Raw genomic sequence first — 17977 nt, 5'->3', positions numbered from 1 at the left:
ACTCAGCCACGGTTCACCCGCCACCCGCACCATCAGCTGGAACGCGACGACAGCAAAATTCCGGAGAGGCGGAACAGTCAGAGGTTCAGAGTCCAGCTGTCGATGCGGCCGCTGTCGAGGAGCGCGGCGTCCCGGGCCCGCAGCCGCCAGACGCCGTTCGCCACCTCGGAGGAGAGGTTGCGGGTGTACGTCTGGTTGATGTTGTCCGCCGATGCACCGGAGCGGTTGTGCAGGTTGTAGACCGTGCCGTCGGGCGCGATCAGGTCGACGACCAGGTCACCGATCCAGGTGTGCACGATGTGCACCTCGATCGTGGCGGCCGTCCCGGCGTTCCCGGAGCAGCCGGCGATGGTGATCGAGCTGGTGCCGGTGCCGAGGTCCGGGATGGCCACGTCGGTGCCGTTGGTCACGGGTGCGCAGCCGCTGCCGGCCGGGCTGATCGTCCAGCTGAACGTGGCGCTGCCGGACTGGCTGGCGGTGTCGGTGGCGGTGGCCGTGACGCCGAACGTGCCGGCGGTGGTCGGCGTGCCGGAGATCAACCCGGACGAGGCGTTGATCGACAGCCCGGGCGGGAGCCCGGTCGCGGACCAGATGTACGGCGGGGTGCCGCCGGACGCGGTGAGCTGCAGGCTGGTCGCCACCCCGACGGTGCCGGTGCGGCCACCCGGGTTGGTCACGTTCGGCGCGCCCGGCGTGCCGCCGGAGGGGTTGGTGAACAGCAGCCGGTTCGGCGAGCCGGTGCCCGGGCTGGTGATCTTGTTCGGGGTGGAGTTCGCGATCAGGCCGGCGGCCACCTGGGCCGGGGTGTCGGCCGGGTGGGCGGCCAGCCACAGCGCCGCGACGCCGGCGGTGTGCGGGGTGGCCATCGACGTGCCGCTGATCGTGTTCGTGGCGGTGTCGCTGGTCATCCAGGACGAGGTGATGTTGACACCGGGGCCGAAGATGTCGGTGCAGGTGCCGAAGTTGGAGAACGAGGCACGGGCGTCGTCGATGTCCGAGGCGTTGACCGTGATCGCCTCGGCGACCCGGGCCGGGGTGAAGTTGCAGGCGTCGGAGTTCGAGTTGCCGGAGGCGATGGCGTAGACCACGCCGTCGGCGATCGAGTTGCGCACCGCGTTCTCGGTCGCCGTGTCCGAACCCTGCGCGCCGAGGCTCATGTTGGCCACGGCCGGCTGGCCGGCCTGGTGCTGTTGGGTCACGAAGTCGATCCCCGCGGCCACACCGGCGAAGGAGCCGGAGCCGCTGCAGTTGAGCACCTTCACCGCGACCAGGTTCACGCCCTTGGCGATGCCGTACTGCGAGCCGCCGATGGTGCCGGCGACGTGCGTGCCGTGCCCGTTGCAGTCGGTGTTGTTGCCGTCCCCGGTGGTGTTGGTACCCCAGGTGGCGCGGCCGCCGAAGGTCTGATGGGTGAGCCGGATCCCGGTGTCGATCACGTACGCGGTCACGTTCGAGGCCGTGGTGTCGAACGTGTAGCTGTTGTCCAGCGGGAGGTCGCGCTGGTCGACCCGGTCCAGTCCCCAGGACGGCGGGTTGGGCTGCACGTCGGTGACGTGCACTTCGCGGTCCTGCTGCACGTAGGCCACCGCCGGGTCGGCCGCGAGCCGGCGGGCCTGCTGCGCGCTCATGGTGGCCGCGTAGCCGTGCAGCGCGGCGCGGTAGGTGTGCGTCGCCCGGCCGCCGTAGCGGGAGGTCGAACTCCGCACCTGGTTGTCGATGTTCTGCGCGGACACCGAGCCCTTGAAGACGACGACGTAGCTGTCCCTGATCGAATCTGCCGCCCCCGCGTACAGCACCTGACCCTCGGCAACGGCGGCTGGTGCGAGGCTCAGCGTCGCGGCGACCACGAACGCGGCAGTCGCGGTGCCGAGCCCGGCCAGGCGCCCCATGGAACCGGCACGGGAGCGTTCCATTCGCAGGCCTCCTTGTGGCAGGGCACATGCGACCCCCGCCCTCGCGGGGTCGCATGTGGATGGAGGTGATTTGTCCGTTCGCGAGCGAGCGGACGGAATCAGACTCATCCGCGAACGCCCATGACGCAAGAGAGTCGAACCGCTTCGCTGGGTGGCCTTATGAACAGATTTGTTCGGAATGGGAACGGATTAGGCCGTTCGGTCGATATTGCGAGGCGGCCGTTGCCGGAGCGTGCCGGCAACGGCCACCGTCGGTTGATCTCAATCGCTACAGGTCGAGCGTCCAGCTGTCGATGCGACCGCTGTCGATGGCTGCACGGTCCGAAGCCCGCAGCCGCCAGGTTCCGTTCGTGCCCTCGGCGGACAGGTTGACCGTGAAGGTCTGGTTGATGTTGTCGGTGCCGCCGCCCTGCCGGTTCCACAGGTTGTAGACCGAGCCGTCCGGCGCGATCAGGTCGACCACGAGGTCACCGATGAAGGTGTGCACGATGTGCACCTCAACGGTCGATGCCGCGCTGGCGTTGCCGGTGCAGCCGGAGATCGTGATCGAGCTGGTGCCGGTGCCGAGGTCGGGGATGGCCGCGTCGGTGCCGTTGGTCGCCGCCGGGCACGGGCCGGGCGGCGGCGGGGGCGAGCCGGCGCCGGTGAACAGCAGCGTGTTCGGCGACCCGGTACCCGGGTTGGTGATCTTGTTCGGGGTGCCGTTGGCCTTCAGCTGGGCCTGCACCTGCGCGGGCGTCAGCGACGGGGTGGCGCCGAGGAGCAGCGCCGCCGCGCCGGCCACGTGCGGGGTGGCCATCGAGGTGCCGCTGATCGTGTTCGTGGCGGTGTCGCTGGTCATCCAGGACGAGGTGATGTTGACACCGGGGCCGAAGATGTCGGTGCAGGTGCCGAAGTTGGAGAACGAGGCGCGCACGTCGTTGATGTCGGACGCGTTCACGGTGATCGCTTCGGCGACGCGGGCCGGGGTGAAGTTGCACGCGTCGGAGTTCGAGTTGCCGGAGGCGATCGCGTAGGTCACGCCGTCGGCGACGGAGTTCCGCACCGCGTTCTCGGTCGCCGTGTCGGAGCCCTGCGCGCCCAGGCTCATGTTCGCCACCGCGGGCCCGCTGGTGTGGTTCGAGGTCACGAAGTCGATGCCCTGCGCGACACCGGCGAACGAGCCGGAGCCACCGCAGTCCAGCACCTTCACCGCACGCAACTGCACGTTCTTGGCCACGCCGTACTGCGAGCCGCCGATGGTGCCGGCGACGTGGGTGCCGTGCCCGTTGCAGTCGGTGTTGTTGCCGTCCCCGGTGGTGTTGGTGAGGAACTGGGCGCGGCCGCCGAACGTGGTGTGCGTGACCCGGATGCCGGTGTCGATCACGTAGGCGACCACGCCCGAGCCGGCCGAGTCGGGATAGGTGTAGCTGGCGCTCAGCGGGAGGTCACGCTGGTCGAGCCGGTCCAGGCCCCAGGACGGCGGGTTCGGCTGGGTGGCCTCGATGTGCACCGCCCGGTTCTGCTCGACGAACGCCACCGCCGGGTCCGCGGCGACGCGCTTCGCCTCCTGCTCGGTCATCTTGGCGTTGTAGCCGCGCAACGCGGCCTGGTAGGTGTAGGTGGCCTGGCCGCCGTACTTGGCGGTGGTGCTCTCCACCTGGCTCACCACGCTCTGGGTGGTGAACCCGTCCTTGAACACCACGATGTAGCTGCCGTCGATCACGTCCGCCGAGCCGGCGTACAGGACCTGGCCCTCCGCGGCCGTGGCGGGGGTCGCCGCGCCGATGGCCACCGTGATCGCCGCCGCTGCGGCCAAGCCGAGTCCGGCCAGCCGCGACCGTTCGCGAGGTTCTCGCATGCCTGGATCTCCTTTGCAGGGCGCACGCGACCGCCAGCCCTCGATGGGGCCGCGTGCGGTACTGGAAATGAAAGTGGTATTCGCCGGCGAACAACAACAAGACTTGCTGGCAAATCTCCGTTACGCAAGAGAGCCGGGCAGTTTCTCACCGTGGCGTTCTGAACAGTTTTCCGGCTGGGAAAGGATTACGACGTTCGGCCTAACGCAAAGGTGGCCGCCGCCCTCTCGCAAGGGGCGGCGGCCACCTTCAGCGTCGTGCGGTTACAGGCCGATCGTGAACAGCAGCCGGTTCGGCGAGCCGGTACCGGGGTTGGTGATCCTGTTGGCGGTGGCGTTGGCGGTCAGCGCGCTCTGCACGGTCGCCGGGCTCGCCGTCGGGTGACCCTGGAGGTACAGGGCCGCCGCGCCGGCCACGTGCGGGGTGGCCATCGACGTGCCGCTGATCGTGTTCGTCGCGGTGTTGCTGGTGTTCCACGACGAGGTGATGCCCTGACCCGGCGCGAAGATGTCGGTGCAGGTGCCGAAGTTGGAGAACGACGCGCGCGCGTCGGTCTGCGTGCTGGCGTTCACCGTGATCGCCTGGGTGACCCGGGCCGGCGAGAAGTTGCACGCGTTGGCGTTGGAGTTGCCCGCCGCGATCGCGTAGGTCACGCCGTCGGCGATGGAGTTGCGCACCGCGTTGTCGAGCGCCGTGCTGACCCCGCCGCCGAGGCTCATGTTCGCCGCCGCGGGCGTGCCGGCCGCGTGCTGCGCGGTCACGAAGTTGATCCCGTTGATGACACCGGTCGTCGAGCCGGAACCGGAGCAGGTGAGGACCTTCACCGCCACCAGCCGAACGCCCTTGGCAACGCCGTACTGCGAGCCGCCGACCGTGCCGGCCACGTGGGTGCCGTGGCCGTTGCAATCGGTGTTGTTGCCGTCGCCGGTGGTGTTGGTACCCCAGACCGCGCGGCCACCGAAGGTGTTGTGCGTGGTCCGGATGCCGGTGTCGATGATGTAGACCGTCACGCCGGCGCCGGTCGGCGTGAAGTTGTACGTGTTGTTCAGCGGCAGGGCGCGCTGGTCGATCCGGTCAAGGCCCCAGGACGGCACCGGCGTCTGGGTGGCCAGCAGGCTGAAGGTCTGGTCCTGCTCGACGAACGCCACGGACGGGTCGGCGGCCAGATGCTGGGCCTGGTGCTCGGACATCGTCGCGGAGTATCCGTGCAGGGCGGCCGACCACACGCTCTTCGCCTGTCCGCCGTACTTCGCGGTCATGGTCTGGCTGCTGGTACGGCCATCCTTGAACACGACGATGTAGCTTCCCGGAATCGCGTTCGGCGAGCCGGCGCCCAGCACATTGATATGGACGTCACCGAAGTGTGCTTGAGCCACCGTCGGGGTCGCTACCGCCACGGCGGCCGCGGTGGCCACGGCGAAGGCCAGCGAGCCGAGGCGGCGGAATGTCCTGTCACGAGCTTCACCCATTGCAGGATCTCCTTGCTGCAGGGTGCATGCGACCGCCGGCCCTCACGCCCTCGACGGCGGGCCGCATGCGGACGGAGAGGGAAACGCTCTCAGATTGGTCCGCCCCATCCCGTTACGCAAGGGAGTCGCGTGGCTTCCCGCAGTTGGCGACGACCGGATTAGCCCGTTCGGCCCAGCGTCTGGAACGAATGCCTCATTCCGGGCATGCGGTGATCGTGGTTGATACCTCAGTCGCCGCGGCGGACGGGCCCGAGGATCTGTTGCTCCCGGGCGGTCGTGACGAGGCGGAAGGGCTTCCAGAGGTTGCGGCCCAGCGCGACGACCTGCTCGTCGGCGAGCGTGGTGAGCTGGTGCACCATGGGCGGGGGCAGCCGCCAGATGCGCGCGGCGAGCTGGGCCTGGCCGACCGGAAGTCGTTGCAGCAGAACGAGATCCGCGGCGTTGGCGGTGGCGCCGGCCTGGGGGTGCATGTACGGGAGCACGTACACGGTGGTCTGCCACGGGGCGCGGGGCGGGAATAGCTCCTGCGGGGTGGGGCCGCCGTCGTGCACGACGAGCAGCGGGCCGTCCTCGGACGGGCGGGGGAGCTCGACCGGGCTGAGCCGGCGGATCTGCACGATCGGCGCGGGCCGGCCGTCGGTGCCGGTACCGGCGGCCTTCTGCAGCGCCTGCCAGGCCGCCGGGCGGCCGGTGGCGATGACCACCCAGGCGCCCACGGCCATCGCGCGCAGGGCCACCTGGCGGGCCAGGTACAGCCCGCCCACCACGACGATCCGGGTGGGTGCCGGGCGCAGCGCCGACATGGTCAGCGGCTCGCCCTGCAACCCGGAGCCCAGCACCATGCCGCCGCGGTCCCCGGACGGGCTCACCGCGTCCAGCATCGCCGGCGACACCAGGAACTCCTGCGCGATCCCGCGGTCCCCACCATGCGCGTCCAGCAACCGACTCGAGCTGTGTTTCATTGGCTCGCTCCGCTCGCATGCGCGGGCCTTGACGCGGTGTCTTCCTTCGGGCGCTGCTCGGTCGCTCGCTGGCGCTCGCTCCCTGCGCTGCTCCTCAGTCCAGACACCGCCGGCCCGCGCGGGGTGTGATCCTTCATGCCCGGCCTCCCAACGGGATGGTGGCGGCGAGGCCGGCGACCTGGAGGCCGCGGAGCGGGGTGAGGGTGATGCCGATCCGGTTGGCGATGGCGCTGAGCCGCTCGTCGGCGTGCTCGAGCTCGCGGGGGTTGCGGGCGCTGACCCGGACCAGGCCGCGCAGCCCGACGCGGTTCTCCTCGCTGCCCGGGGAGATCGACATGGCCACGGTGGCGGACAGGGCGCGGACGCCGGTCAGCGAGTTGAGGCTGGTGGCCGCCTTGCCGCGGGGCCAGCCGGTGACCGCGTAGCTGGCGTGGCCGATGCCGGCGGCGGTCACCCCGGTCCACCGCTCGCGCAGGCCGATGCGCTGGCTGGAGCCGGCCACCGCGGTCAGCTCGGCCGCCGAGATGCCGGCCTTGAGCAGCTCGTCGGGATCCAGCGGTCGGGTCGGCACGCCGCGCGACTCGAGCGCGTTGCGGACCCGGGACAGCGCGCCGATCAGCGCCCGGTGCGCGCCGACCACGCCGCCGCCGCGCTCGCGGACCGCGGCCGGGCAGCGCTGCGGGTCCATCCGGACGGCCACCCAGGTGGTGCGCCGGGCCGCGGCCGGCAGCGGGCCGAGAACTTCCAGGTAGGAAGCCAGAGCCGGGGAGTTGGGCGGGAGCGCGGCGCTGCCGGGGTAGCAGTGCCAGATGACCTGGATGGCGTCCAGCACCACGCCGCGGTCCTCCAGGCAGGGCGCGAGCGCGCCGATCGGCAGGCTGGGCGCCGCGCCGATCGGGGTGACCAGCGCCGGTGCCGGGTCGACCAGCAGCACCGCGGTCCAGGTGCCCTCGTGCCAGGCCAGGCCCAGCGGGTGCCGCTCGTGGTCGGTGCCGTGCGCCACCACGAGGTCCGGCACGATCACCCGCAGCAGGCCCACCCGCGCGTCGTCCGGGCCGGTGACCGTGGAACCCTCCGCCTCGGCCAGCGACTCCATCGACACCGGCTCGGTCTGCCGGCTGACCCGGGTGTGCGAGCGGAACGTGTACCGCGTGGTGAGCCCGATCCACTGGGTGAACCAGCGGCCGTGCCAGCGGATGAACGCCATCAGCAGCGCGGCCGCGGCCACGCCGATGGCCACGAACTTCAGCTTCAGGTCGATGGCCAGCAGCACCAGGCCGATCGCGACGCCGACCTCCAGCACCACCAGGTTGGCCACCGGCAGCGCGCCCAGGCTGGCCCCGCTGGTGCGGCGCCGGGCGGAGATCACCGGGCGTGGCGGTCCGGGAGGCCGGGGCTGGCCCGGGCCGGGTCCGTTCGGAGGCGGCGGACCGGCGGGGCCATTGGGCCCACCGCCCGCGCCCTGGCCGCGCTGCGGGGGCATCCCGCCTGGTCGCGGAGGTGTGGTCACGGACATCCGCTCGTTCTCACTCCCCTGCTGGTTGCGTACGGCTATCCTGCGAAACCGTACCGCGAACGGGAGAGTTGCAGGCCGAGAATGCCGTCAACACCGACGACCAAGTCACAGGTCCAGGCGTACCGCTTCGTCCTTCGCCGCATGCAGTCCGCGCTGGTGCGCAAGGACGCGGTGATGCTGCACGACCCGATGCGCACGCACAGCCGGGCCACCATCGTGGGGGTGTGCCTCGCCGCCGTCGGCGTGGTCGGCTTCCTGGTGTGGGGGATCCTCAGCCCGGATCCGGCGCCCCCGAACGACGACGGCATCGTGATCAGCAAGCAGACCGGCCAGGTGTACGTGTACCTGAAGGACCAGCGGCGGCTGATCCCCACGTTCAACCTGGCGTCCGCCCGGCTCTACCTGGTCGCCCGGCAGCAGCAGAACAACAACCAGGGCCAGGCGGGGGGCCAGCAGGCGGGTGGCGGGGCGGCCGGCAACGTCGTGCAGCCGACCATCGTGGACGAGAAGGAGCTCAAGGACATCCCGCGCGGCCGGATGACCGGCATCCGGAACGGCCCGGACCTGCTGCCCAACGGCGAGCAGCGGCCGGGGCAGGACTGGGCGGTCTGCGACGCCTACCGCGTCGACCCGAGCCTGCCCAACCCGGTGAGCGAGAACAAGGTCGAGACGACCGTGCTCGCCGGCGTGCACGATCTCGGCCCGGAGCTGGCCGAGTCGCACGCGCTGCTGGTCCGCGCCCAGAACGCCAAGGTCTACCTGGTCTACCGCACCCCGGTCACGGCGAACATCAAGAACGCCAACGCGGTGCGGGCCGAGGTCGACATGGGCAACCCCAGCATCAAGTCCGCGCTCAAGCTCAACGACGGCGACATCCGGGTGATCACCACCGGGATGCTCAACGCGATCCCCGAGGCGCCGAAGCTCGCCCCGCCGGCCATCGCCGGCCGGGGCACCGCGCCCAACGGGTTCGACGTCGAGGGCCTCAAGGTGGGCGCGGTGTTCCAGGTGGTCCGGGCCGGCGAGCCGGAGCCCGACTACTACGTGCTGCTGCGGGACGGCATCAAGCAGATCAAGCGGACCACCGCGGACCTGATCCGGTTCACCGAGTCGTTGAACAACAAGGAGATCGCTCCGGTCGCGCCGGACGCGATCACCGGTGTCTCGCGGGACACGGCGGACGGCAAGAAGATCGACGACAGCGCGTCCCCGCAGGTCCAGCCGGAGGTGTTGACGGCGCAGCCCACCCCGGTCGCCTGCCTGGGCTGGGAGGTGACCGGGGAGGGCGTCGACGCCGACCACCACACGGCCGTGCACGTCGGCACCGAGGTTCCGCTGCCGAAGAAGTCCGACGGCACCCGGTACACGTTCATCGACATCGCCACCCCCAGCTCGGACGGGCAGCGCATCGACCACTTCTTCATGCCGCCGGGGCGGGCCGCGGTGGTGCGCGGCTCACGGTCCAAAGAGGACTTCGGCACCGGGCCGATCTACCTGATCTCCGACCGGGGCGTGAAGTACGGCGTGCCGGACGCGGCGACGGCGGAGATCCTGGGGCTGTCCGGGCAGAAACCGGCGTACTACGCGATCACGAACCTGCTGCCCGACGGGGCTTCGCTGAACACCCGGGACGTCCAGCAGACCTACGACTCGGTGCCGGTCGGCCCTGGCCGGTACGACAACCCCAACGGAGGCGGCTGAGCATGGTCGCGGTCGAGGTGCCGGCCGTCCACTGGGACCCGGCGTGGAACCAGAAATCCGCGTTGTCGGTCGCGTCGACGCTCAGCGTCGCGTCGGCCGGTGGCACCCTGTCCGCCGGGTCCGCGGGCACCATCCTGTCCCTCGGCTCGGCCGGCTCGATCCTCTCGATCGGCTCGGCCGGCTCGATTCTGTCGATCGGCTCGGCGGGCTCGATCCTGTCGATCGGCTCTGCCGGTTCGATCCTCTCGGTCGGATCCGCCTTCTCGGTGCTGTCGACCCGCTCGGCGTTCTCGATCGGCGGGCGGGACGAGACGTTCACGATCAACCGGCGGCGGCGCCGGACGCTGGCCGTCGCCGCGCTGGTGCTGGCGGGGCTGGCGCTGGCTACGACCGTGCGGCGGCACTGACCGCGGCGGTCAGCACCGCGGCCATCCCGATCATGCCGTTGGCGTTGGGGTGCAGCGGCGCGGCGAGGTTCGCCGGGATCAGCGGCTCGACCCAGCGGGTGAGCGAGGAGGCGCAGACGTCCTTGCCGATGCCCGGGGTTCGGATGTCCACATAGGACGCACCGGGACTCGCGGCGATGTCCGCGAACACCTGGTTCAGCTGGTCGATCTTGGCCTGGATGTAGTTGGCGTCCCGGGCCCAGAGTGGAACCTTCGGGTAGCAGCCGTTCGGCCGCAGGTAGGTGGTGTAGCCGACGATGAAGACCCGCGCGTTCGGGGCACGCTGGTGGATCCCGTCCAGCACGGCGGCGATGCGTGGGGCCAGGCCGGCGATCCGCTCGCCGTAGACGTCCCGGCCGCCGGCGGTGTTGACGTCCTTGCACGAGGTGCCGAACGGTGGCGGCAGCAGGTTCACGCAGTTCAGGGCGAGGCCGGTCAGCCCCGCGTCGTTGCCGCCGATCTGCACGCTCACCAGGCTGACGTCCGGGCCGAGCGCGTCGAACTGGGGCGGCACCGTGCCCAGCTCGGTCTGCTGCGGGGCCGTCATGTCCGCGGTGACCGCGCCGGAGCAGGTGACGTCGGTGATCGGCACGCCGCGCGCCCGCGCCGCCAGCTTCGGATAGTTGGCCGTCGAGCGCAGGCACCCCGGCGAGGCCAGGTCGGGCAGCGGGATCAGTGGTCCGGCGGCGGCCGAGTCACCGAGGGCGACGTAGCGACCGGGAGCCGCCGCGGCGGTGCCGGCGGGCAGCAGCAGGGTGATGATCAGCAGTGCGGCGGGCACGCCCAGCCAGCGGAACGGAGCCGGGGTCGTCTTCGACATCTCAGCCACCTCCAGCCGGATTGTCAGCTCGGCCGGAGGTGCGGTCTATCCGCCAACCAGCTAGATACCAGAGGCTCTGCCGTAACCGTCCGCGATCAGCACGGTGATCATCGCGATCCAGCTGACCACGAAGGTGAGAATCCAGAACCAGTGGTTGGTGAGCAGGCGAGTCACGGGAACCTCCATCGGGGCAGGATGAGATGGCAGTCGGCGTGGGGTTCGCTGGGCGGCCCGGTGCGGCGCGGAGACGGGCTACCCAGCTACAGCCATCGGTTCCGGCGGAAGGTTCGGTACAGGATCAGGCAGGCCACCAGGATCATCGCCATCACCAGCGGGTAGCCGAAGCGCCAGTGCAGCTCCGGCATGAAGTCGAAGTTCATGCCGTAGACGCCGACCACCATGGTGGGCACGGCGACGATGGCCGCCCACGAGGTGATCTTGCGCATGTCGGTGCTCTGCTGCAGCGTGATCTTGGCCAGGGTGGCGTCGACCAGCGTGGTGAGCAGCTCGTCGAAGCTGCCCACCCGCTCGGACACGGTGGTCAGGTGGTCGTCTACGTCGCGGAAGTAGGAGCGGACCTGGTCGGGCACCAGCGGCGAGTAGCCCTCGGCCAGCCGGCGCAACGGGTTGGCCAGCGGCGTCACCGACCGGCGCAACTCCAGGACCTCGCGTTTCATCAGGTAGATGTGCTCGGCGCCGATCGGGCTGTTCGGCGCGAACACCATCGACTCGATCTCGTCGATGTCCTCCTCGATGGCGTCGGTCACCGCGAGGTAGCTGTCCACGATGCGGTCGGCGATGGCGTGCAGCACCGCGGCCGGTCCGCTGCACAGCCGCTCCGGGTCGGCCTCCAGCTCGCCGCGCAGGCCGTGCAGGCCGGAGTGCTGGCCGTGCCGCACGGTGACCACGAAGTCGCGGCCGAGGAACGCCATGATCTCGCCGGTCTCCACGATCTCGTTGGCCGTGGTCGGCGACTCGTGCTCGATGTAGCGGACCGTCTTGAGCACCATGAACAGCGTCTCGTCGTAGCGCTCCAGCTTGGGCCGCTGGTGCGCGCAGACCGCGTCCTCCACGGCCAGCTCGTGCAGCCCGAAGGTCTCGGCGATGCCCTGGATCTGCTCGTCGTCCGGCTCGAACAGGCCGATCCAGACGAACCCCTCGCCGCGCTCGCGCACCTCGGCGATGGCGTCGGCGTGGGTGAACCGCCGCGGCAAGCGCTTGCCGTCGACGTAGACCGCGCAGTCGACCACGTAGGCCGACATCGGCACCGGGATGCGGCCGACCGCGGGCTGCCGGGTGTTCCGGCCCCGCAGGCCGCTCAGCGAGGGAATCGTAGGCATGTGGTCCTCCAACGGCGCACGTCGTGGCGGGACGCGTCCCGGTTGGAACCACGGGGCCTAACTAGGGCACGAGGGGAGCTCCGGTGGGGACGCGGGTGGTACTGCACCCGGATGGGCTGTCGGCGGTATGGGGATCGCCCATGCGTCCTCACCTCCTCGCGGTCGAGGTGCCGTGCGGGCACCAATCACCCAGAGTACTCCACTCACGATCTATCGCCCTAATCTCGACGTGCGCTACAACCCCCGGTGGCGTTCGCGGGCGGCGGTCCGGACGCGAGGCTGGCCGGGTGGTTGGGGGCGTCGGCGGGTGGCCGTTGGCAGGGTGGTCGGGTCTCAAGACGGCAAGGACGGGAGGAGTGGGGCGGGGTGGTGGGCTGCGGTGCCCGGACGGCGGTGGCGAGGACCAAGACTGGGGGCTGGGGCTGGGGCTGGGGCTGGTGTGACAGGTGGGGCCGGTGGGGTATCGGCCAGCGCCCTGAAGGACGCCTTCAGGACGTTCAATGACAGGAAGGGTCCCTTCATGACATCAGGCTCTACCACAACAGCACCAACAGTCACATCGTAGTTGTGCCAAGCCGTCTTTGAACCCAGCCACGGACCCACCGTCGCCCGCCAACGCGAACCCGAGGGGCAGTCGAGCCCGGTGCCCTGGTGGACTCGCTCACACACCCGTTGCGCGGTCCCGGTACCGGCGCGGCACACTGGTGCTCCCTTCGGGTGGCTGGGAGGCGTGGCGTGCAGTTCGGGCGGTACTACGAGGAGTTCGAGGTCGGCGCGGTGTACAAGCACTGGCCGGGCAAGACCGTCACCGAGTACGACGACCACCTGTTCTGCCTGCTGACCATGAACCACCACCCGCTGCACCTGGACGCGAACTACGCCGAGAACACCACGGATTTCGGGCGAAATGTCGTGGTCGGTAACTACGTGTACTCGCTCGTGCTCGGCATGTCCGTGCCCGACGTCTCCGGCAAGGCCATCGCCAACCTGGAGATCGAGTCGCTCAAGCACCTGAAGCCGACGTTCCACGGGGACACGATCTACGGCGAGACCGAGGTGCTGGACAAGACGCCGTCGCGGTCCAAGGACGACCGCGGCGTGGTCTACGTGGAGACCCGCGGCTACAAGCAGGACGGCACGGTCGTGCTCAGCTTCCGCCGCAAGGTCATGGTGCCCAAGCGGTCCTACGGCGAAGCCCGCGGCGGCGAGCAGCCGGGCCGCCCGGTTCCCCGCCCGGACTAGCGGGATGGCCACGGAGACCCTGGAGCGGGCCCAGCGCAAGCTGCGCCGGTTCGCCCGCATCGACGCCGCCGGGTTCTCCCCGCTCTACGCCCACCTCGCCGAGCTCGCGGCGGAGGACACCGAGATCGCCGGCCTGCTGACCGCGACCAACCCCGAGGACGCCCAGGCCACGCTGCTGTTCGCCGCGGTGCACCGGACGCTGCAGGCGCACCCGTTCCACGAGCTGACCAACTACTACCCCTCGATGGGCGGCGCGTGCGGCCCGGACGGTGCCACCTGGGGGGTGTTCCGGTCGTTCGTGCTGGAGCGGGCCGGCGAGATCCGGACCCTGATCGCCACCCGCACCGTGCAGACCAACGAGGTGGGCCGGGCGGCGCTGCTCTACCCGGCCGTGGCGCTGGCCGCCGGGCGCGGGCCGGTCGGGCTGCTCGAGGTGGGCTGCAGCGCGGGCCTGCTGCTGAACCTGGACCGGTACGGCTACCGGTACCAGACCGAGCAGGCCGGGCAGCTGGCGGCCGGGCCGGCCAAGCCCGCGCTGGGCCTGCACTGCGCGCTGTCGGTGGCGGACGGGGCGGAGCTGCCCGCGGTGCCGAAGAAGATCACGGTCGGCGCCCGGGTCGGGCTGGACCGCTCGCCGGTGGACCTCACCGACGAGGACGAGTACGCCTGGCTCGAGGCGTGCATCTGGGCCGACCAGCCGGAGCGGCTGCGCCAGTTCGCCGCCGCAGCCGGTGCGCAGCGCGGCAACCGCCCGGAGCTGGTCACCGGGGACGCCGTGGCCGACCTGGCCCGCGCCGCCGCCCGGATCCCGGCCGAGCTGCCGCTGGTCGTGATCACCAGCCTGGCCCTGCTCTACCTCACCACGGAGCGGCAGCAGGCGTTCCTGGCCGCGCTGGGTGAGCTCGCCGCGGACCGGCCGGTGCACTGGATCAGCCACGACGAGTACGTCGCGGCGATGGCGCACGTGCTGCCCGGCCGGGACGATCTCCGCCGGGGCAAGGGTGAGCCCAGCTTCGGCGTGCTCGGCCTGGTGCAGTGGGTGGACGGCCGGCCGGTGGGCCGGGCGCTGGCCCGCACAGCGTGGCATGGCCAGCGGATGACCTGGCTCGCCTGACGCCAACACACCGACGCCACGCGCCAACACGCCGACGCCAGACGCAAACATGCGTGTTGGCCGCTCACGTCGCTGTGTTGGCCGGTCGCGTTGCTGTGTTGGCGTGTCGCGTCGGCATGTTGGCCGGTGGCGGCTATGGGACGACCTGCCAGGCGCGGAGGGTGTCGGCGAGTTGGGGGGTGAGGGCGCCGGCGTGTTCCAGGGCGGTGAATTCGGTTGTGTCGAACCACGCGGCATCCAGTGCGTCTGTACCGGCGCGGAGGGTTCCGCCGGCCACCTCGCAGGCATAATCGGAGATCAGGTAGGTTCCGTCTGGCGCGGGGCGTTCGACGGTTCCGACGAGTTGACCGGCGCGCACGGAAAGGCCGGTCTCCTCGAGCAGTTCCCGGGTCACGGCGTCGGCGTCACTCTCGCCGGCCTCGACCCGGCCGCCGGGCAGCGACCACAGTCCGCGTCCCGGCTCGTTCGCCCGCAGCACAAGGAGTAGCCGTCCCGCAGAGTCACGAACAATGCCGCCGACGCACCTGATAATCCGAACGCCGGAGCCGGTCATGAACACACAGCGTAACGCCTGTTGCGGTAGACGTACGCCACGTTGACCCAACAGCGGGACTCGTCTCCCATTTGGCGCAGAAGTGCTGTAAAACTTTCTCTTAAGGGCAAGATCACGTTCGAAGGGACAGGCAGGTCACGTGAACGTTAAGAAGGCGGCAATTATTGTCGGGGCCGCATTGATCGCGTTCTTTCTGATCAGTCAACCCGTGCAGTCCGCAGCACTCGTGAACGACATCCTCGTCGGCCTCAAGAACGCGGCCGAAGCGGTCATCACGTTCGTGCGTTCGGTATTCCAGGGCTGAAGCGGGTAACGTCAGGCTATGTTCGCGCCACGGGACCCTGACGAGTACCTGCTGGACACTGAGCAGCGGGTGATCAGGGTTCGACGTCACTGGGCCTACCTGGCCTGGGACACCTTCGAGGCTATTGCCTTGCTCGCGGTGTGCATGATGATCTCCTACCTGCTTCCGCCGCAGGGCTGGCTGATCCAGAACGTGCTGTGGTACATCGCCCTGATCGTCGTGCTGCGCTACGCCTACCAGGTGCTCATGTGGTGGCTCGAGCGGATCGTGGTCACCGACAAGCGGATCCTGATGACCACCGGCCTGTTCACCACCAGGGCGCTGATGATGCCGATCGGCAAGGTCACCGACCTGACCTACAAGCAGACCGTGAACGGCCGCATGCTCGGCTACGGCACGCTGATCGTGGAGTCCGCCGGGCAGATCCAGGCGCTCAACTACATCGACTTCCTGCCGAAGCCGGAGCAGGTCTTCGACGCCCTGTCCGACCTGATCTTCGGCGACGAGGACGCCCGCAAGGCGCGGTTCTCCATGTATCGCGCCCAGCGCATCGCCCAGGGCCAGAAGCCGGTGGGCTGACCGGTCCCGGCGTCGTCCAGACTGGACGTCATGCGCATCGACCTGCACGCCCACACCACCGCGTCCGACGGCACCGACACCCCCGCCGGGCTGGTGGCCGCCGCGGCCGGGGCCGGGTTGGCGGCGCTGGCGATCACCGACCACGACACGACCGCGGGCTGGGCGGAGGCCGCCGCGGCGTTGCCCCCGGGCATGCGGCTGATCCGGGGCGCCGAGCTGTCCTGCACGTCGCCGGACGGGCGCGGCGGGCGGTGCGACGTGCACCTGCTGGGCTACTTGTTCGACCCCGACGCCGACGCGGTGGTGAGCGCGTACGCCCGGCAGCGGGCGGAGCGGCGGGAGCGGCTGCGCCGGATCGCCGAGCGCATGGCGGCGGACGGGTTCCCGGTCGACGCCGACACGCTGCTCGGGTCGCTGCCACCGGACTCGACCGCGGGCCGGCCGCACCTGGCCATGGCGCTGGTTCGAGCCGGTGTCGCGTCCACTGTGGACGAAGCCTTCGCGCGGTTTCTCAACGACCGCGGGCGGTACTACGTCCCGAGCTCGCGGACCCCGGTGCTGGAGGCGATCGGGATGGTGCGCGCGGCGGGCGGGGTGACCGTGCTGGCGCACGCGTTCGCCCACCGGCGCGGCCCGACCGTCACCGGGTCGGTGATCGCCGAGCTGGCTTCGGCCGGGCTGGACGGGCTCGAGGTCGACCATCCGGACCACGACGACGAGACCCGGGCGAAGCTGCGCGGCCTCGCCGGCGAACTCGGCCTGCTGACCACCGGGGCCAGCGACTACCACGGCACGAACAAGACAGTCTACTTAGGACAGGAAAGCACCGCGCCAGAGATGCTGGACGCGATCGCGGACCGGGCCTCGGGCGTGGAGGTTCTGACCGGTTAGATGAGCACCATGCACGGGCAGTTGGGGTTCGACAGCATGCCGCGCCGGCTGATCAGGGTCACCCCGGCGCGGCTCACGGTCTGGGCCGACTGCCCGCGGCGGTACCGGATGAACTATCTCGACCGGCCCACGCCGCCGCGGGGTGGGCCGTGGGCGCACAGCACGCTGGGTGCGGTGGTGCACAACGCGTTGCGGGCGTTCTTCGACCTGCCGGTGCGCAAGCGGACCCCGGAGAGCGCCGTCGCGCTGGTGAAGTCCGGGTGGAAGGACGACGGGTTCGCCGGGCCGGAGCAGTCGGCGATGTTCCGGGACCGGGCCGGTGGTTGGGTGGCCGACTACGTGGCCGGGCTGGACGTGGGCATGGAGCCGGTCGGCCTGGAGCGGTGGGTGTCCGCGCCGGTCGGCACGATCGTCGCCGAGGGCCGGGTGGACCGGATCGACGAGCGCGACGGCGAGCTGGTGATCGTCGACTACAAGACCGGCCGGCACGGGTTGACCACCGACGACGCCCGCGGCTCCCAGGCCCTGGCGCTGTACGTGATCGCGGCCCGGCGGACGCTGCGCCGGCCGTGCACCCGGGTCGAGCTGCACCACCTGCCCACCGGGTCGGTGGCCGCGTGGGAGCACACCGAGGAGTCGTTGGCGCGGCACCAGTCCCGGGCCGAGGAGACCGCTGAGGAGCTCCAGCTCGCCCGGGATACCCTCGATGCCGGTGGTGACCCGGAAGTGCTGTTCCCGGCCAACCCGGGCCGGCAATGCGCCTGGTGCGACTTCCGGCGCAGCTGCCCGGACGGTCAGGCGGCCGGCCCCGCGGCCGAGCCGTGGGCGATGCTCGCCGACTGAGGAAGAAGGATTGGGTGAACGATCCGGCCGGTGCCGAGACCATCGAGTTGCGGGCGGACATGAACCAGACCGAGCCGTTACCGGAGCGCCGGCGGTCCCGATTCTGGCCGGAGGTTTCCGGCGCGCTGGCCATCGGGCTGTGCGTGCTCGCCGTGGTGGTGCTGGGCTTCCAGGTCGTCGCCTGGATCCGCGGCACGCCCGGCCCCGGCCTGCTCACCGTGGGCGGCCACGTGTTCGCCGCGGTTGTCGCCGTCCTGGTTCAGCGCCTCGCCGACCGGCTACGCGGCTGGCCCGCCGCCGCAGCCGTCACCGGCGTGCTGCTGGTTGCCGCCGTGACGCTCTGGATCTTCTGGTGGGCCTGAGGACACAGCCGCCCACCGACCAACGCAACCTCAGGGGAACGTGACGGTTCTCAGCCACGGTCAACCTGCCATCCGCACCGTCCG

General features: G+C 70.6%; 18 protein-coding genes. 9 read left to right on the top strand and 9 right to left on the bottom strand.

Translation table 11 applies throughout. From position 1 onward, the window contains the following. Positions 1-77 precede the first annotated feature (77 nt). The 5 genes from VGR06_RS16740 to eccE form a co-directional block, all read right to left on the bottom strand. Positions 78-1913, bottom strand: a complete 1836-nt coding sequence (locus tag VGR06_RS16740; RefSeq protein WP_327560002.1) for a S8 family peptidase — start codon at positions 1911-1913, stop codon at positions 78-80. A 268-nt stretch (positions 1914-2181) separates the two neighbouring features. Further along, a complete protein-coding gene (locus VGR06_RS16735; RefSeq protein ID WP_327560001.1) occupies positions 2182-3753 on the bottom strand; it encodes a S8 family peptidase in 1572 nt (523 codons plus the stop codon). Positions 3754-4014: 261 nt separating this feature from the next. Beyond that, the gene (locus VGR06_RS16730; RefSeq protein ID WP_327560000.1) at positions 4015-5220 is read right to left on the bottom strand and encodes a S8 family peptidase; all 1206 of its coding nucleotides are present in this window, start codon (positions 5218-5220) and stop codon (positions 4015-4017) included. 227 nt (positions 5221-5447) lie between these two features. Continuing rightward, positions 5448-6182 (bottom strand): hypothetical protein, encoded by a 735-nt coding sequence (locus tag VGR06_RS16725; RefSeq protein WP_327559999.1) that lies wholly within the window; start codon positions 6180-6182, stop codon positions 5448-5450. A gap of 133 nt (positions 6183-6315) precedes the next feature. Beyond that, positions 6316-7500, bottom strand: a complete 1185-nt coding sequence (gene eccE / locus VGR06_RS16720) for a type VII secretion protein EccE (protein ID WP_327560044.1) — start codon at positions 7498-7500, stop codon at positions 6316-6318. A 279-nt stretch (positions 7501-7779) separates the two neighbouring features. Between eccE and eccB the strand changes: the two genes are divergently transcribed. Continuing rightward, positions 7780-9399, top strand: a complete 1620-nt coding sequence (gene eccB, locus VGR06_RS16715; protein WP_327559998.1) for a type VII secretion protein EccB — start codon at positions 7780-7782, stop codon at positions 9397-9399. Positions 9400-9401: 2 nt separating this feature from the next. After that, positions 9402-9806: a hypothetical protein gene (locus VGR06_RS16710; protein WP_327559997.1), complete on the top strand. Its 405-nt coding sequence runs from the start codon at positions 9402-9404 to the stop codon at positions 9804-9806. Here the strand turns inward: VGR06_RS16710 and VGR06_RS16705 are convergent. The 3 genes from VGR06_RS16705 to VGR06_RS16695 all read right to left on the bottom strand — a co-directional run bounded on the left by VGR06_RS16705 (position 9784) and on the right by VGR06_RS16695 (position 12005). Then, on the bottom strand, positions 9784-10665 hold the full coding sequence (locus VGR06_RS16705) for an SGNH/GDSL hydrolase family protein (RefSeq protein ID WP_327559996.1): 882 nt from the start codon (positions 10663-10665) through the stop codon (positions 9784-9786). The two genes, VGR06_RS16710 and VGR06_RS16705, sit on opposite strands and share 23 nt — an antisense overlap. A 60-nt stretch (positions 10666-10725) precedes the next feature. Continuing rightward, positions 10726-10851 (bottom strand): hypothetical protein, encoded by a 126-nt coding sequence (locus tag VGR06_RS16700; protein ID WP_327559995.1) that lies wholly within the window; start codon positions 10849-10851, stop codon positions 10726-10728. A 74-nt stretch (positions 10852-10925) separates the two neighbouring features. Continuing rightward, positions 10926-12005, bottom strand: coding sequence for a magnesium and cobalt transport protein CorA (locus tag VGR06_RS16695; protein ID WP_327559994.1), 1080 nt, complete (start codon positions 12003-12005; stop codon positions 10926-10928). A 735-nt stretch (positions 12006-12740) separates the two neighbouring features. Between VGR06_RS16695 and VGR06_RS16690 the strand changes: the two genes are divergently transcribed. Together VGR06_RS16690 and VGR06_RS16685 are read left to right on the top strand one after the other, a co-directional pair. After that, positions 12741-13247 carry a MaoC family dehydratase gene (locus VGR06_RS16690; protein ID WP_327559993.1) on the top strand — a complete coding sequence of 169 codons (507 nt, stop codon included), beginning with the start codon at positions 12741-12743 and terminating at the stop codon, positions 13245-13247. Positions 13248-13251: 4 nt separating this feature from the next. Beyond that, positions 13252-14361: a DUF2332 domain-containing protein gene (locus VGR06_RS16685; protein WP_327559992.1), complete on the top strand. Its 1110-nt coding sequence runs from the start codon at positions 13252-13254 to the stop codon at positions 14359-14361. A gap of 133 nt (positions 14362-14494) precedes the next feature. Here the strand turns inward: VGR06_RS16685 and VGR06_RS16680 are convergent, their stop codons facing one another. Beyond that, entirely contained in the window at positions 14495-14914 is a 420-nt protein-coding gene (locus tag VGR06_RS16680; RefSeq protein ID WP_327559991.1) for an NUDIX hydrolase, read from the bottom strand. A gap of 139 nt (positions 14915-15053) precedes the next feature. Between VGR06_RS16680 and VGR06_RS16675 the strand changes: the two genes are divergently transcribed. Genes VGR06_RS16675 through VGR06_RS16655 form a run of 5 tightly spaced genes read left to right on the top strand, consistent with a single transcriptional unit; the run spans position 15054 to position 17893 of the window. Further along, entirely contained in the window at positions 15054-15218 is a 165-nt protein-coding gene (locus tag VGR06_RS16675) for a hypothetical protein (protein ID WP_327559990.1), read from the top strand. Between the two features lie 18 nt (positions 15219-15236). After that, positions 15237-15797 carry a PH domain-containing protein gene (locus VGR06_RS16670; protein ID WP_327559989.1) on the top strand — a complete coding sequence of 187 codons (561 nt, stop codon included), beginning with the start codon at positions 15237-15239 and terminating at the stop codon, positions 15795-15797. Between the two features lie 30 nt (positions 15798-15827). Beyond that, the gene (locus VGR06_RS16665) at positions 15828-16688 is read left to right on the top strand and encodes a PHP domain-containing protein (protein ID WP_327559988.1); all 861 of its coding nucleotides are present in this window, start codon (positions 15828-15830) and stop codon (positions 16686-16688) included. Between the two features lie 9 nt (positions 16689-16697). Beyond that, complete coding sequence (locus tag VGR06_RS16660; RefSeq protein WP_327560043.1) at positions 16698-17531, top strand: PD-(D/E)XK nuclease family protein; 834 nt, start codon at positions 16698-16700, stop codon at positions 17529-17531. Between the two features lie 14 nt (positions 17532-17545). After that, entirely contained in the window at positions 17546-17893 is a 348-nt protein-coding gene (locus tag VGR06_RS16655; protein ID WP_327559987.1) for a hypothetical protein, read from the top strand. Positions 17894-17977 lie beyond the last annotated feature (84 nt).

The sequence above is a fragment of the Actinophytocola sp. genome (assembly GCF_036002505.1).
GTDB lineage: Bacteria > Actinomycetota > Actinomycetes > Mycobacteriales > Pseudonocardiaceae > DASYTH01.
The sequence above is the reverse complement of the archived record's forward strand: the minus strand, read 5'-3'. Positions and strand labels throughout refer to the sequence as shown.

Coding starts and splice junctions, on each gene's coding strand:
- VGR06_RS16660 (WP_327560043.1), top strand. CDS start 16,698: ATGCACGGGCAGTTGGGGTTCGACAGCATGCCGCGCCGGCTGATCAGG.
- VGR06_RS16725 (WP_327559999.1), bottom strand. CDS start 6,182: ATGAAACACAGCTCGAGTCGGTTGCTGGACGCGCATGGTGGGGACCGC.
- VGR06_RS16670 (WP_327559989.1), top strand. CDS start 15,237: ATGTTCGCGCCACGGGACCCTGACGAGTACCTGCTGGACACTGAGCAG.
- VGR06_RS16700 (WP_327559995.1), bottom strand. CDS start 10,851: ATGGAGGTTCCCGTGACTCGCCTGCTCACCAACCACTGGTTCTGGATT.
- VGR06_RS16710 (WP_327559997.1), top strand. CDS start 9,402: ATGGTCGCGGTCGAGGTGCCGGCCGTCCACTGGGACCCGGCGTGGAAC.
- VGR06_RS16685 (WP_327559992.1), top strand. CDS start 13,252: ATGGCCACGGAGACCCTGGAGCGGGCCCAGCGCAAGCTGCGCCGGTTC.
- eccB (WP_327559998.1), top strand. CDS start 7,780: ATGCCGTCAACACCGACGACCAAGTCACAGGTCCAGGCGTACCGCTTC.
- VGR06_RS16665 (WP_327559988.1), top strand. CDS start 15,828: ATGCGCATCGACCTGCACGCCCACACCACCGCGTCCGACGGCACCGAC.
- VGR06_RS16730 (WP_327560000.1), bottom strand. CDS start 5,220: ATGGGTGAAGCTCGTGACAGGACATTCCGCCGCCTCGGCTCGCTGGCC.
- VGR06_RS16695 (WP_327559994.1), bottom strand. CDS start 12,005: ATGCCTACGATTCCCTCGCTGAGCGGCCTGCGGGGCCGGAACACCCGG.
- VGR06_RS16735 (WP_327560001.1), bottom strand. CDS start 3,753: ATGCGAGAACCTCGCGAACGGTCGCGGCTGGCCGGACTCGGCTTGGCC.
- VGR06_RS16740 (WP_327560002.1), bottom strand. CDS start 1,913: ATGGAACGCTCCCGTGCCGGTTCCATGGGGCGCCTGGCCGGGCTCGGC.
- VGR06_RS16680 (WP_327559991.1), bottom strand. CDS start 14,914: ATGACCGGCTCCGGCGTTCGGATTATCAGGTGCGTCGGCGGCATTGTT.
- VGR06_RS16705 (WP_327559996.1), bottom strand. CDS start 10,665: ATGTCGAAGACGACCCCGGCTCCGTTCCGCTGGCTGGGCGTGCCCGCC.